Genomic DNA, 14,617 nt, shown 5'->3' with positions numbered 1-14,617 from the left:
AAAAAATAATAAATTTATAAACCAAACACTCTCTTAATTTTTAGCAAGAGGTGTCTCATTTATTTTGACAACATACAATTTTAGCCTTTGCTCGTAAGTCTTTTAACTTACGAAACCATTTATCAAAATCAGTAGTTTTTTCAATAAAGTACATTTCTTTTTGTATTCACTTGGATACAAATTTAATAAATTAAGAGGATATAAAAAAAATGTATTTTAAACAATATACCTACTAAACATAATCTTAAATTACAAATCATAAAAAAACCTCCATTTGGAGGTTTTATGTTTCTGTTTTACATAAAAAGTGTTATAGCTTTTACTGAACCGAAGTTGTACGCTGTCTTTTATTCTTTACATAAATTTTCTCTAAGGATTTGTCCAATCCAACTTATACTAGCTACAATTTCAAAATCTGTAATTTCTAAACGATCTGCTAATATTTCATTATCTGATGGAATATATTTATCTCCATAATATTTTTCATCACCAACTTTAATATTGGGTTTTGTTACTCTGATTTCCATTAAGCCATATGATACAAATTCAGAACCACCATTGTCTAATTCCAATTCTTCAACATCATTTTCTATGAAAAACATTAAATCAGGCAACGGAGTTTTTTCAATAATATTTGTTCCTGTAATGAATTGGTCATAATCAATTTTTTTCTCTAAAAATGATTTAAAAAGTAAACCAGTAAGTGATGCTTTGTCTGTGTCTTCACACTTGTCAATAATAAATAATAATTTTTCGCCAACTTTTGTTCTATACTTTAAATCTTCTTCTATTTTATTAATTTGTTCTTCTATTTTATTTTCAGAAATTGATTTTAGTTCATATAAAAATGTAAGAATTTTTTTAAGAAATAGCTTATCCTTGATATTGGTTACTGTATTAAAAGTTCCTATAATTGTTGAAAGTAGTGGGACATCTTTTAGTAATCCTTCAGCAATATTTGAATCAATTACCACTTCAGTTAAGTCTTTGGTAACAGCTTGAAATTCCTTATCTTTTATGACTTGAATAAGATTTGTACCGAGTGAACTCATTTAATAATTTAGTTTTAGTAAGGTTGCGTACAACGGTTTAGGCTATGAGTAGTTGCGTGGGTTAGCACTTAACTTTGCAAGTATGCACCAAGCTGAAAATCCGTGAGGATTTTCAGAAGTAGGCGAGAATAAGCAATTACTTATAGCCATTGTTAGCCACAGTACTTATTTCCACCAAATTGTAATTCCATCAAATTTTGCGTTGTCAGGAATTTTGGATTTATCGATTCCATTTCCATTCCACCAATCTTCCTTAAGTTCCGATTTCTTAATACTAAACCAAGCGTTAATATGACTTACATCCAAAACAATATGTTCCATATCGGGTGAAATTTTGTCTGTTGAATAGTATTTTTTTAAGTCTCCAAAAGTTGAGCTAAGTCCAATTTTTTCAGTTGTTTTAAATCGATTGTCTAAAATCGAAATTCGATTAATTTTTGAACTTGTATTTCCATTCTGCTTTGGTGTCAAAACCAAAATCTTTTTTCCGTTTGAGTCATAGATTTCGTAGTCATCATAGGTGTCGTCTGCGAATTCTCCATATCCAACAGTTTTTTTAATTTGTTCCTTTGGAATGGAATTATATACATCACTAATTGTCATACCTTTTGAAAATATTCCAACACGGTTTTCGGAAATGTGGAAATTGTCAAAAGTATAACCAGTTGTTTTTTTAACAGGTTCTTTTATTATTTCATTTTTAGTAGTTTCTTTCTTTTTTTCGATTTCTTTGGGCTTTGTTAATTCAATTGCTTTAGATTTAGAATTCTGCTCTTTTTTAGTCAATTCTAACTCACGTTGCAAAAGCTCATTTTCTTTTTCGAGTAATTCTTTTTCTTTTTTAGATATTGAATTACAACTTATTAAAATCAAAATAAAAATGGCTCCTAAAATTTTTTTCATAGTTTTGGTTTTGTATTGTGGCTAACGGTTTGCAGCTTGGCGAAGTGGCGGAAATCGAAGCACAAATGTTCAGTTTTGTACAAAAGTTCAATCGAAGAACTGCCGTTGAATTTAGCACTGAACCCGCCATTTTGCCAAACTGCTGTTGAACTAAACCTCCGGTAGCTTTTCCGTTATAAACCATATATTTAGGATATTTAAAATTCAAAATTATGGTAACTAAAAAAAATCTCCGGAGGAATTAAACTCGACCTTGTTAAATCGCGCTTGTCGTGAAATTACAGGATTTTCTTCACTCTTACAACGTTTAGAGCGTAATATTTCTATTTTAGGACGTAGTCAAAGTACGTTTAAAAATTATGCTCGTCATATAGCCTCCACTGCTTTACATTTTGGCTGTTTACCAACAGATCTTGACCCTGAACAAGTAAAAGATTATTTATACGAACTTCAACAACGTTCTGTAATGCCTTCGCAATCTTATTTTAAACACACGGTTTATGGTTTACGTTTTCTTTTAAGGACAGAAGGTCTACCTTATGATTATCTCGCACTTCCCTCTATTTCAAAAGAAAAAAAATTACCTGTTATTTTAAGTCGAGAAGAAATTTGGGGCATGTTACAAAGTGCTGATTTATTAAAACATCGTTTACTTATTGGTTTACTTTACAGTTGTGGACTTCGTTGCATGGAAGTAAGAAGAATAGAATTAAAACATTTAGATTTTGATCGTAAACTGCTTCATATTGTTCAAAGTAAAGGTAAAAAAGACCGTTATGTTCCTTTGTCTGATCATATCATTCGTGGCTTAAAAACGTATATTTCAGTTGAACATCCTACTACTTATTTATTTACAGGGAATTCGTTTAATCAAAAAGATTTAAACACTGGCTATAGCCAACGAGGCGTTCAATGGGTTATAAAATCGATTTGTAAGAAAGCGGGTATTTATAAAGATGTCCACACGCATACTTTACGTCATAGTTATGCTACTCACTTATTAGAAGATGGTGTCAATATACTATTAGTACAACGGTTATTGGGACACAGTACAATCGAAAGTACGATGGTTTATTTACACGTTTGTCAGTTAGAAAATAAAAAAGTACATAGTCCTTTAGATACTGTTTTTGAATTATGTCGTCGAAATGGGAAGTAGCTGATGTGCTTCGAACAGTAGATTTATCGAGTCAAAACTTTACAATACATCAAGAGAAAACATTACGAGCTTTATCGCTTTGTAGAACCTCTGTTTTAGGAGGTCATGTAGATGCATGTGAAGATTGTGGCAGTTTACACATTAGCTACAATAGTTGTCGTAATCGGCATTGTCCTAAATGTCAAGGTCACAAACGAGAAGAGTGGATAAATGCTCGAGAGCAAGATTTATTACCTTGTAGTTATTACCATTTAGTTTTTACGTTACCTAATCAATTGAATGATTTAGCAATCAAAGAACCTCGGAAAGTATATAAAATCCTTTTTGATGCAGCTTGGAGTACAATGTCCACGTTTGGTCAAACAGAAGGTTTACAGCTTGGTATGATTGCAATATTACATACATGGGGACAAAACTTAAGCCTTCATCCTCACTTGCATTGTATTGTACCAGGAGGTGGAATTCAGTCTAATAAAAAATGGAAACGAAAGATTAAATCGGATAAATATCTTTTTTCAGTTAAGGCATTAAGCAAGGTGTTTCGAGCAAAATATGTAGCTTTTTTGCGCAAAGAAAAGTTGGGAGATATTCAATTATTTGATTCTTTATTTCAAACGAATTGGGTGGTATATGCCAAGCGTCCATTTGGAGGACCAAAACAAGTGATCGAATATCTAGGACGATATACACACAAGGTAGCCATTAGTAATCATCGACTAAAAAATGTAACAGCAACACAGGTCACGTTTCAGTACAAAGATTATCGCAGCAATGGTCAAAATAAACAAATGGTTTTAACCAATCAAGAATTTATTCGTCGCTTTAGTCTACACATTTTGCCCAAACGTTTTGTTCGAATAAGACATTATGGAATTTTAAGCAGCAGTTGGAAAAGAGGAAAATTACAAGACTTACAAAAACAATTAAAAGTCAAACGAAAAGAATCAAAACCAAAAACAAAACACCGTCTTTGTTATTGCTGTAAAGAAGGTAATTTGATAACATTAGCACTCTTTGGAGATCGAGGTCCACCGAAAACTTATCTTTTTAAATCAGAATCTAAATCCCCTATTAATTAACTTAATGGGTAAGGGATTTTATGCCTAAAAACTAAGGTTTTTACTACTTCGAATTCCAAGTAAGTACAAAAAAAGCAGTAATCATATAAAATACTGCTTGTGTAGCTTAAAACTAAACTTTGATAACTCCATAAGAATTAAAAGCTAACTTCGGTTCCGTTCAACAGGCTTTCATCTCATGCCCTCCGGGCTAGACGAAAGCTTAGTTATTAGGCGTAGTTTTTTATTTCAGTTTGTCTTTTACTTCGTTACAATTTTGTTCTATTGTTTTGCAAATTTCATCTATTGTTACAGAAGTCTTTTTATTTTCAGAAAACGGTTCGCCAAATAAGTTAGCTAACTTATTAATTGTCAAAAATGCTGTACTAATAATTACCATTATTGGAATAGCCAAAAACTCAAATCCACTGTCTTCGCCACCCAAGTCAATGTCGCCAATAAATAATGGAATAAGTATGACATAAAAGCTCACAATTATTTTGGTAAATGCACTGTAAATCATCAAAAAAGGTGTGTTCTTTATTCTTTCAGCTTTTCCTTGAATGTCATAAAACCGATTGATATGTTGCATTAAATCTCCTTTTTCAATGTTTGCTTTTGAAGTAAAATTGTCTTCAATTCGCTTTGTGATTGCCACCAATATTTCGTTTGAAATTTTATTTTCACTATTTATTTTAAACTCGTTTAGAATTGCAATTGCTTCTTCGTTAAAAGTGGGTTTAAAATTGTTGTGCATTTCATTTTTTAATTGACGAATGTATAAAATGCTCAATTCAATTAATTTGTGGGCTTCAAGTTTGAAATATTGTTGTTGGATTTCCTTTAAATTCTCATTATTACTATAATACGCATATATTTTTGCAACAAAACTTCGAGTGTTATTCGTTAGTTCTCCAAAAATTTTTCGGGCTTCCCACCATCTGTCATAAGCCGAATTCATTCTGAAACCCAAGAAAAAAGCAACTGCAAGTCCAAATACAGAACCTATTTGACCTGAAATTTTGTAAATGTGGTCGCCAAAATATTCTTCAAGCCCAAGCACAATAATTGCATAAACCGTTGTGATGATTAAATACGGTGTTGCAATTTTTAGTAATTGAAGTAAGCCTTGCTTTTCTGTTTTTATCATATGTTAGTCGTCTTTATCTTTTTCATCATTATTATTTTCTATCGCAGGAATACTGTTTCCGCTTCTTATTTCTGTGTGTCTTATTTCTCCACCAGTTGTTCCTGTCTGTTTGCCAAAAAACAGTACTACAAATGCAAATACTAATGTCACAATTGCAATAATATTTGAAAATGTTTTTTGTTTAAAGCTTGCCCAAAGTCCAAGTAAAGAAATGCTACCTAAAATATAAGAAAGCAAAGCAAATGTTTCGGCTGTTTCTTCGTGGCTTTCAATATAATTTTCGGTTACTCCATTTATTTTTTCTACAATCTCTTCTGCACCTTCGCCAGTTGTCATTGCTGCTATTGAAGCTAATGCACCGAGAATAAAAATCATAAATGCCGTTCGCTTTACCGCTTCCGATTTTGAAATGAGTCCTGTAATCATTACGATTACTCCCACGATAGGGAAAATGATGGGTAAATGATTTACCACTAAATGCCAATGTGCTCCGTTCATAATTATTTAATTTTTAAAATTATACTCTAACTCCGAATATATAACCAACTAATGCAGATAACCCCATAGCGATTGTCCCCCAAATGGTAATTCGCAAAATTGCTTTTGGAATACTTGAACCACCCGTTTTTGCTGCTAATGCTCCTAAAATTATTAGAAAAACGATAGTTGAACCATATAACCAATATTCCATTCCTTTGACTGGTGCAAAAAGAATGACCAAAAGAGGCAATACTCCACCCACCGTAAACGCAGTCCCTGACGCTAGCGCAGCTTGAATAGGATTTGCTTGACTAATTTCGTTGATACCTAATTCATCTCTAATGTGCGTTCCTAAAGCATCTTTTTCTGTCAATTCAATGGCTACTTGCATTGCCGTTTCTTTTTTTAGTCCTCGTTTCTCATAGATTTGAGCCAAAATATTAAGTTCTTCTTTCGGCATTTCTCTCAATTCTTTAATTTCTCTTTCAATGTCTGCTTTTTCGGTGTCTGTTTGTGAGCTTACCGATACATATTCACCTGCTGCCATAGATAACGCACCAGCAACAAGTCCAGCAACTGTTGCCAACACAATTGGCTCTCTTGTAGAACTTGCCGCAGCAACTCCAATTGCAAGACTTGAAATTGAAATAATTCCATCATTTGCACCAAGCACCGCAGCTCTCAACCAATTGCTTCGGTGTATATAATGATTGTCTAAATAGTTGTCGATTGTTATCATATACTTTGTTTATGTACGGTGTCTGTAAAATTACGCCTAACATAGTAATTTACGAAGTAAATAATAGAAAAGTTTCGTGAAATATTCCCTATATCCGTATTTCGTGTAATTACTTTGTTAAAAGTAATAAATTCTTTGATAGTCTATATTATCTAAATAACATTTGTATGAATAGCGAGGTTTTTATTTAAAATTTTTAAATTCTCAATCATGGATCACGAAACTCTACAATTGATACTTTATTAATCTATTTCATTACTTAACATAATCGATATTATCTACCAATAAATTTTAAGGTAAATCACTGATTTTAAACAAGTGCCGTTTTGAATAAATGAAATTGAGTTTGAAAACGCTCTGAAAACCGCATTTTTACGTTCAATGAACATATCCAAAACGGTCAAAATATCCAGATGATTTTATATAAAACTTAAAGATAAGAATCCCTTGAGATAACTCAAGGGATTTTTTTATGTAAAAAAAATTGTCTAAAAAAGTGCCAAAATAGAAGTCTGCTTTTAGGGGTGAAAATTCTGTCCTTTTTTTTCTAAACCCTTTTATTTAGTATTGTACAGATGATTTATAAAAGGGAATAATTGTGTCAGTAGTTACACCAACCTATTGAGATAAATTTACAATAATTAATATTAAACAACTGAATAATAATAAGAAGAAGAAAATAGGTTGAGCGTTTTTTCTGTCCTTTCTAAATTAAGAATGAAAACGTAGGTTTAACAATAAATTTTAGGAGGGTTATTCTGTGGTTGAAATCCTTGTGAAGAAAATAAAAAAATGAAGATATTTTGTTTTATTGAAAATACATGGTTCTATTGTGATAAATATGGCAAATACAAATTGTATGGGTATAGCGAAATGTTTAATAAAAATGAAAAATGGAGAAGAAGCAAAATGTTTGCCGACGGATTGTTCTTCTCCAGGATTCTTTCCAAAAAATAATATTTATGGAATACATTCATTTTGAAATAATACGAGAAATATTTTCAACTACAGTTGATCTTATCGATATTATTCTCTTTTGTTACTTTTTAAGGGATAAAAAGTAATGTAAAATTAGTAAAAAAAAATCACGGACAATTTATCCGTGATTTTTTTAATTCCATCAAAAAGGATAATTAAAACAAAAATTTAAAATCAAGTCCTTTATTTGGTTTAGATATTTTTTCAAAATTTTGAATTTCTTCTTTTAGTTGAGTTGAATATTCTTGCTTCATGAAATGTCTAAAAATAGATATATCTTCTTTTTCTCTGGTTTCAATCAAAGCTTCAATATAATCCACTTTAGATTCAGAATTAACGATCGCTAAAGGAAGATTGTAATATTGTTGAATATAATTCATTAGTAATCTTGAACTTCTTCCGTTTCCGTCATAAAAAGGATGAATTGACACCATATTAAAATGAGCATCAAAAGATAAATTTACCTGATCTTCTATAGATAGATTTGTTTTCATTTTATTTTGAATAGTAGAAACTAAATCATTCATTAATCTTTCTACTTTGTCATAATTAGGAAAATAAGTGGCTCCAGCCATAACATTTCCTTTTCTAAATTCTCCTTTGCTAGCATCAACAGTTCCAAGAATAGTTTCGTAAACTGATCCAGTATTTTTTAAAACAAGTTCTCCAATGTTTTTAATTAATTCAACAGAGATAGGTGTTTTTTTATTTGCCTGTTCAATTACATAAATTAAAGCTTTATAATGATCTGTTACCATCAAGGAATGCTCTAAAGGTTTTCCTTTAGGTGTCAAGCCATCATTGATTAAAACGGAAGATTCAATTTCGGTTAAAGTTGAACCTTCTAATACTGTTGAATGATGAACAACTGAAATTAGATTAAACTTATCGTGATCAATCGTCTTTTCTATTCCAAGTTCTTTATATTTATTTATTAAGGATTTCATTGTTTTTATTTTTAAAGATCAACAAGTATATTTTTAATCAATTATCTTCATTCAAATAAATGATTTATTTCCTATTCTTAATTTCTCCGTTTAAGCTTTCATACTTTTTTATATAATCTTGAAAAGCTTCTTCAAAAATATCTTTGATTTTTGAACGCTCCCAATAAGCTATATTTTTTATTTTTTCTAATGTATCTATTTTAACTAATTGTGTTGTTTTAGTTTCTAAATAAACAGCTTTAGGTGAAATGTTTTCTTGTATAGATGGTTGTTGAATTGTTTCGTTTTTCTCTACAATAATATCCTGGTTACCTTGTAGTAACCCCTCAATACCTTTTGATAATATACTTTTCTTTCCCATATTTCTTTTATTTATTATAAATATTATATTTCATAAAAATATAATATTTAAAGTATTTCCAGTATTTCTTTTGTTAGATCCTTATAATCTTTAGCACCATTTGATTTGTCATCATAAGAAAATATGTCCATCTTATTTACAGGAGCTTCAGCAAGTGAAACGTTATCTCTAATTTTTGTCTGAAGAGTTTTATCTTTAAAATAATTGTTGACCATAGTATTAATTTCTCTATTCAAAACTTTACGAGAGTCGAATTGAGTTAAAAATACTCCAGCTAATTCTAAGTTCTGATTTAATCTGCTTTGTACTTTTACAATTACATCAGATAATTTTTTTAATCCCTGTAAAGCTAAATATTCAGCTTGTAAAGGAATTAATATTTTATCAGAAGCAGTGAAGGCATTTATTGTCAAAAGACCTAAAGATGGAGGTGTGTCTAATAAAATATAATCATATTTATCTTTGATTTTTGATAATCTCTCTTTTAATATGAATTCCCTTCCTGCTTCTCCAGAAAGTTCTATATCGATAGCTGACATATCTAATGTAGAAGCAATAATATCGAAATTTTCTTTGTATTGTAGAGGAGTGATTTCTACTTGTTCTGTTAATGTTTTGTATATATTTTTTTCTTCATTCTCTAAACCTAAACTATGAGTTAAATTAGCTTGAGCATCTAGATCAACAATTAAAACTTTATGACCTAATTTGTGAAGAGCAGCTCCTATATTAATTGTAGATGTAGTTTTTCCTACACCTCCTTTGTGATTTGATATACTGATAATCATTATTTCTTATGTTTATAACAAATGTATTATTTCTATTAAATATAAAAAATAAAATATTTAATAGAAATAATAGAAATAATAGAAATAATAGAAATAATAGAAATAATAGAAATAATAGAAATAATAGAAATAATAGAAATATAATATTGATATTAAAGATTATATTTATTAATTATTTTACGTTCTAGAACTTTTTTTATTGCTCCAATTACATATCCTTTCACATTTTTTGCATCCATTGCAAGAGGACGAATTTCAGAAAGTAAATCAATAAGTTCTCCTTCTGCAAAATTATTATAAGCAGATTCAAACAAACTTAAATTGTTTTTCAATTCGCCATCAGTAAAATGATATTGAGTTTTTAAATATTCAATTTCATTATCTTTGATAAACCAACGTTTTGACATTTGTTTCAAAACGGTTTTTTTCTTTAGATCTTTATCCTCGTTCTGAGGTTGAAAAATTGGAATAAAACGGATACTTGAGATAGGAGTAGTCTTTTTACGTTCTTCTGGAAGAAGAACATATTCAAAAGTATATTCACTTTTATCATCAAGTTCCTTTTTTGCAACTTCAATAACTTTCCTTACAAAATCACTTTGTTTTTTGTACTTATCATTCAGCATAAGAATCTCACGTAAATAATCAACGCTATAATTTATGGGCTTTTTTTGTTTACTGAATAATTCATAAAATCGCATTGCATAAATACTTTCAAATTTCATAGCAGTAGCTAACTCATATTTTCTATATCCTTTAGAAAAATCCATTAAAGCAGAAGCAATATGCGGATTTAGAGAAAAATTCACATATGTTGTTTTTTCATCTGATCCTTTTACAATTTTTGGATTTTGAATCAACGAAAAAGCTTCCCATTCTTTGTTATCTTCATACTCGAAAATCTTTTTCATTAATGAAATAAATGCTTCTTTTATTCTCACATAATTTTGGTCTTTCTCTCCATTCAAAAATTTAGATACAGGAATAGTAATTTTAGAGTCTTGGAACAAGCTGTACTCAATTGAATATTTCTGATCTAAAGTTTTTCCTTCCAACATTTCTTGTAAGAGTTCAACAATTCTATATACAATTCTTTTTTCATAGACATTGAAATCATATTTAGCAGTTGTTATTATGTAGGATTGGATTAATTCCTTATTATCTATTTTACTTCCCATTTTTATTAGCTTACGACAGAATGAATGTTAAAATGCTAACTTACGAATTATATTTTCATAATTCGTAAGTTGCATTCAAAAAGTCGTAAGTGAAAACAATTATAGCATTCAAAAAGTCGTAAGCTAACATTCAAGAAGTCGTAAGTAAACTTTTTTAAGCGTCGTAACTTTCTGATAATCATAAATTTGATTTGTTTTTTTAAAAATAGATAAGTAATGTAATAATAAGCTATGTTTATTAAATACAAAAACATAGTCATTTTTTCGTTTTTAAGGAGTCATTTTTTCGTTGAAAAATTGACTTTTAGGAGTTCGCTTGAATTGTACTGTTTTCGTTGGAATGAAAAACAAAAACAAATTGACGTGACTTTTTTATGTGCACCAGGGGGCGGCGCGATTTTTTAAAACTTTAATAGGTTTTATCTATTAAACATTTGATTATTAGATTTTTAACTGTAATTTTGTCAGTCAATTTAATGATAATCGTTAAATTTGAAAGCGAAACGTTTATTAACGACTTCTTTTGAGGTCGTTTTTTTGCGTTTTAAGCGACATTTTGTTTTTTATATAGAATTCATCGGATATTTATAGATAGTCTATTTATCATCCTAAGAAGCGTGTTAGAGATGATGTTTTATCTTGTAGAAACAAATGATTTTGAATTCATTCTTTATTATGAATAGATTTTTTTAGATGGAAAAATCTATCAAAATTGAAAAAGCATATAGTAGAATATGGATTTATTTTTTGCGTTATTTTTATCTTTATAACTAATTCAATATTTGTGCTTATTCATTATATTTTGTATCTTGCCTTAACTGAATTTATAAAAAGGAGTTTTTTATATCTGAAAAAATGATGGAGAATAAATTTTTAAAACAGTAGTTTAGCTTAATATTTTGTGCAAGATGTACCTTTAGCAATACAAAAAGCTTAAAATCTCTCATTTCATTCCGATTTTATCTTTTCTTGTGCTAATCAGGTTCTCTTGTTTTGTTCCCTAAATCGGTCACAAAAGTTTCCATCTTCGATGGATCATTTTATTCTAAAATGCTTTTTTTGAAACAAAGTTTCAATTCATTTTTAAAGGTATTTTTATAAATGAAGTCGTTTTTATTTAAGTAATAATTATCTGTTTTTTTTTATTTTATTTCTTGTATTATGGAGGAAGAAATCAATTGGGAAGATTTTGTAAAGAAAGAAGAACTTCGATTTGATCGAAGTCAATATGGAAAGTTAGGAGGACGACCTAAAAAGAAAGCATCAGATAAAAAATCTAAATCCATTTATATTCGTGTATCAGAAGAAGAATTCGCTTTATTACAGAAAAAAGTAATCGCTTCTGGACAAAATCAAAGTCAATATTGTCGAAATGTTTTATTGAATTCAGGAGTAGTACCTACTATTCAGTCAGTAGGAACAGATAAAGAATTACAGCAATTTCGAACACATTTTAGTCGAATTAGTAATTATATGAAATTTAAAGATCCTCTTTTGAATTTAGAAGTTATGAAAGTAATTGAAAAAATGAATCGTTATTTAGATGATCGGAATAGGGAGAACCACTAAAGGAAGTATAAAGGCTATTGCTTATGCTTCTCGAGAAAATAAGGCAGAGCAGAAAGCGTTTGCGACAGAAATTAGTCGTAATGGTCTTGTAGGAGAAAATGCTCGTGCGATTTACCATGAACTTATGGCTGTGGCTCATCAAAATCATCGTGTAGCTAAACCATTTTATAATGTGGTTTTATCTCCTTCAGCAGGACATACACTTAATTGGACGTTGGAAGATTGGGAAAAGCTAGTGGATGATTTTTTAAGTAAAAAGAATTTAGTAGGTAATCAGCATATTGCTTATTTACATCAAGATACAGATACTTCTCATTTGCATTTAATTGTAAATCGTATTGATTTTAATGGAGAGAATAAAGTAAATCAACGATTTATAGGTATTCAAACCAGTACAGTAGCCAATGAATTAGCTAAGGATAGAGGTTGGGAAACTGTATTAGAAGAGACTAAGAAAAAAAGTGATCAGCAAATCCAATTGTATGGAAATGTATTGATTAATGGACTTAAAGAGTGTTTGAATTTGGAGGATTTATCGACTAATTTAAAAGAATTAGGGTATGGATTAAATCTTCAATTTGATCAAAATGAGCGATTAAAAGGCTTGAAAATTTTTCAATTTTCGGAAGTTTTAGAGAATGAAAAACGAAAACAAAACAGGCAAAAACCTAAAAATTATGGCGTAAAGTTTAGTGAGCTTTCACGTGGACATGAGAGTTTTAAAAAACTAAAAGCAGTTAATTTACAGGTGTTTTTAGAACAGAAAGCTGAGAAAGTAAAGCTTCAACAGGAGCAAGAAATAAAACCAAAAAGAAATTTTGGAAGAAGATTTTAAAATAACTTAAACTTATGAATGAAAATAATAGACCAAAAAGACCAGAAGAAATTTTAGCCGCGTTGAGTGCTGAAGGAAATAGAATAGAACAGTTAACGAAAGAAATTGATGAAAAGATTTATGCTTTTTATGGGATTCAAAAGCAGTTTATTGAGAATGGTAATTTGATTACAGCTGAACATAAAAAGGTTTTAGCTGATTTAAAGAATTATAAATTGCCTGAAATCTCATTGGATGCTTCTGCTAAAAAGCAATTTGAAGAAGTGAAAGAGTATGAGAAAAATGCACGTAAAAAGGATCGTACAATTCCATATTTAATCTTTATTATCTTTCTTTTGGTTGTCACTTTTGTCTATTTTTTTAATCAAGATTTACGCGTTAAAAAGGAGGTAAAGGAAAATTTAATCAATGAAATTTATTCAAAAGGGGATACGATTGTCTCTAAAAAACACTTTGATCTATCGGTTACAAATATTAATATTATGAATGAATGGATTAAGAAAAATCCAAAGGATAGTGAGAAGTTTATTAAATTCTTCAATAAAAAAAAAGATGGATATCCCCTTAAATATCCAGAGTAAGTTAAGCTACATATTTTAAAAATTGTAAATTGACACTGTCCAAAATTCTGTGTAAATATATTTCAGGAGGGTTTGACTTTTTTATAGTTGAACCCTTTTTTTCAAATATAGTTAAAAATTGATTTAAAATTAGCCCCCAGTTTTTTATTGGTATTGACTATTTTTTAGTTGATTGTTTTTACAGCTGAATATACTAATTTCATCACAGTTTCATCTGTAGAGAATGATAATTTATTCTTAGTATATTTCCTGATTTTACCGTTTAGATTTTCAATTAAATTGGTTGTGTAAATAAATTTTCCTAATATCTACGGGGAATTCAAAGAATATGGTAAAATCTTCCCTGTTGTTTCTCCAGCTTTGGATTGCATAGGAATGTTTATGTTACCATTTAGCTGGAAATTGCTTTTTGTCCTTCCAAACAACGTATTTACAAGCATTTCTTATTTGATGTACAACGCAGATTTGTGTTTTAGACTCAAGAAATATAGTGTGTATAGATCAGTAAAACCATTTAAGTTATCAGTTGCTGTAATTAAAATATCTTCGGTACCCCTGGCTTTTATATCGGTTAAAACTAGTATCACGATTCCTAGGAATTTTTATTTTTTCTTCTCCGTACTCGTTTTATCTTTTTGGTAGAGTATCCATTACGAGCATTTTCTTCCTTTCATAAATCATGCTTATCGTAATCTAAGTGAGCATCCAATTACCTTCTAACATTTTTTCAATTTCTCGATTTAGTAAGTCTTTTAGGAAGTTTGTAAATTTTCAGCAAAAAGTGGACATCTAAGACCTAAAATTTAAGGTAGTGTTTTTAAAATCATTAACTTTAATTA

The 14,617-nt window shown here is 29.5% G+C and carries 14 protein-coding genes and 1 pseudogene; 5 read left to right on the top strand and 10 right to left on the bottom strand.

Annotated elements, in window-relative coordinates; translation table 11 throughout:
* Nucleotides 1-347 precede the first annotated feature (347 nt).
* Both QHG34_RS15465 and QHG34_RS15460 read right to left on the bottom strand, forming a co-directional pair.
* Nucleotides 348-1,052, bottom strand: coding sequence for a hypothetical protein (locus tag QHG34_RS15465; RefSeq protein ID WP_125112982.1), 705 nt, complete (start codon nucleotides 1,050-1,052; stop codon nucleotides 348-350).
* Between the two features lie 165 nt (nucleotides 1,053-1,217).
* Nucleotides 1,218-1,955 carry a hypothetical protein gene (locus QHG34_RS15460; RefSeq protein ID WP_092910458.1) on the bottom strand — a complete coding sequence of 246 codons (738 nt, stop codon included), beginning with the start codon at nucleotides 1,953-1,955 and terminating at the stop codon, nucleotides 1,218-1,220.
* A gap of 253 nt (nucleotides 1,956-2,208) precedes the next feature.
* On the opposite strand from QHG34_RS15460, the gene QHG34_RS15455 reads away from it, so the two are divergent.
* Nucleotides 2,209-3,114 (top strand): tyrosine-type recombinase/integrase, encoded by a 906-nt coding sequence (locus QHG34_RS15455; RefSeq protein ID WP_282631128.1) that lies wholly within the window; start codon nucleotides 2,209-2,211, stop codon nucleotides 3,112-3,114.
* Nucleotides 3,093-4,193: an IS91 family transposase gene (locus tag QHG34_RS15450; RefSeq protein ID WP_282631127.1), complete on the top strand. Its 1,101-nt coding sequence runs from the start codon at nucleotides 3,093-3,095 to the stop codon at nucleotides 4,191-4,193. Before QHG34_RS15455 ends, QHG34_RS15450 begins: the two co-directional genes overlap by 22 nt.
* Before the next feature lie 223 nt (nucleotides 4,194-4,416).
* Here the strand turns inward: QHG34_RS15450 and QHG34_RS15445 are convergent, their stop codons facing one another.
* The 7 genes from QHG34_RS15445 to QHG34_RS15415 form a co-directional block, all read right to left on the bottom strand.
* Nucleotides 4,417-5,322 carry a bestrophin family protein gene (locus QHG34_RS15445; protein WP_209390796.1) on the bottom strand — a complete coding sequence of 302 codons (906 nt, stop codon included), beginning with the start codon at nucleotides 5,320-5,322 and terminating at the stop codon, nucleotides 4,417-4,419.
* 3 nt (nucleotides 5,323-5,325) lie between these two features.
* Nucleotides 5,326-5,820 (bottom strand): hypothetical protein, encoded by a 495-nt coding sequence (locus QHG34_RS15440; protein WP_209390797.1) that lies wholly within the window; start codon nucleotides 5,818-5,820, stop codon nucleotides 5,326-5,328.
* Nucleotides 5,821-5,839: 19 nt separating this feature from the next.
* Complete coding sequence (locus QHG34_RS15435; protein WP_209390798.1) at nucleotides 5,840-6,541, bottom strand: VIT1/CCC1 transporter family protein; 702 nt, start codon at nucleotides 6,539-6,541, stop codon at nucleotides 5,840-5,842.
* A gap of 1,133 nt (nucleotides 6,542-7,674) precedes the next feature.
* Nucleotides 7,675-8,466: a Fic family protein gene (locus tag QHG34_RS15430; protein ID WP_280063400.1), complete on the bottom strand. Its 792-nt coding sequence runs from the start codon at nucleotides 8,464-8,466 to the stop codon at nucleotides 7,675-7,677.
* 64 nt (nucleotides 8,467-8,530) lie between these two features.
* On the bottom strand, nucleotides 8,531-8,827 hold the full coding sequence (locus QHG34_RS15425) for a hypothetical protein (protein ID WP_280052076.1): 297 nt from the start codon (nucleotides 8,825-8,827) through the stop codon (nucleotides 8,531-8,533).
* A 47-nt stretch (nucleotides 8,828-8,874) separates the two neighbouring features.
* Nucleotides 8,875-9,615: a ParA family protein gene (locus QHG34_RS15420; RefSeq protein ID WP_280052075.1), complete on the bottom strand. Its 741-nt coding sequence runs from the start codon at nucleotides 9,613-9,615 to the stop codon at nucleotides 8,875-8,877.
* A 152-nt stretch (nucleotides 9,616-9,767) separates the two neighbouring features.
* Nucleotides 9,768-10,793, bottom strand: coding sequence for a replication initiation protein (locus QHG34_RS15415; RefSeq protein WP_280063398.1), 1,026 nt, complete (start codon nucleotides 10,791-10,793; stop codon nucleotides 9,768-9,770).
* Nucleotides 10,794-11,954: 1,161 nt separating this feature from the next.
* Here QHG34_RS15415 and QHG34_RS15410 point away from each other — a divergent pair.
* Genes QHG34_RS15410 through QHG34_RS15400 form a run of 3 tightly spaced genes read left to right on the top strand, consistent with a single transcriptional unit; the run spans nucleotide 11,955 to nucleotide 13,778 of the window.
* Nucleotides 11,955-12,362, top strand: a complete 408-nt coding sequence (locus QHG34_RS15410; RefSeq protein WP_280063397.1) for a plasmid mobilization protein — start codon at nucleotides 11,955-11,957, stop codon at nucleotides 12,360-12,362.
* Nucleotides 12,337-13,197 carry a relaxase/mobilization nuclease domain-containing protein gene (locus tag QHG34_RS15405; RefSeq protein WP_280063396.1) on the top strand — a complete coding sequence of 287 codons (861 nt, stop codon included), beginning with the start codon at nucleotides 12,337-12,339 and terminating at the stop codon, nucleotides 13,195-13,197. The genes QHG34_RS15410 and QHG34_RS15405 overlap by 26 nt, the downstream gene beginning before the upstream one ends.
* A gap of 14 nt (nucleotides 13,198-13,211) precedes the next feature.
* Nucleotides 13,212-13,778 carry a hypothetical protein gene (locus QHG34_RS15400; RefSeq protein WP_280063395.1) on the top strand — a complete coding sequence of 189 codons (567 nt, stop codon included), beginning with the start codon at nucleotides 13,212-13,214 and terminating at the stop codon, nucleotides 13,776-13,778.
* Nucleotide 13,779: 1 nt separating this feature from the next.
* Here the strand turns inward: QHG34_RS15400 and QHG34_RS15395 are convergent.
* Nucleotides 13,780-14,356, bottom strand: a pseudogene (locus QHG34_RS15395) (transposase); the annotation flags it as partial.
* Between the last annotated feature and the right edge of the window lie 261 nt (nucleotides 14,357-14,617).

This window comes from Empedobacter sedimenti, assembly GCF_030005555.1.
In the GTDB taxonomy this organism is placed as follows: domain Bacteria; phylum Bacteroidota; class Bacteroidia; order Flavobacteriales; family Weeksellaceae; genus Empedobacter; species Empedobacter sedimenti.
This window is presented reverse-complemented; position numbering and strand designations above follow the sequence as displayed.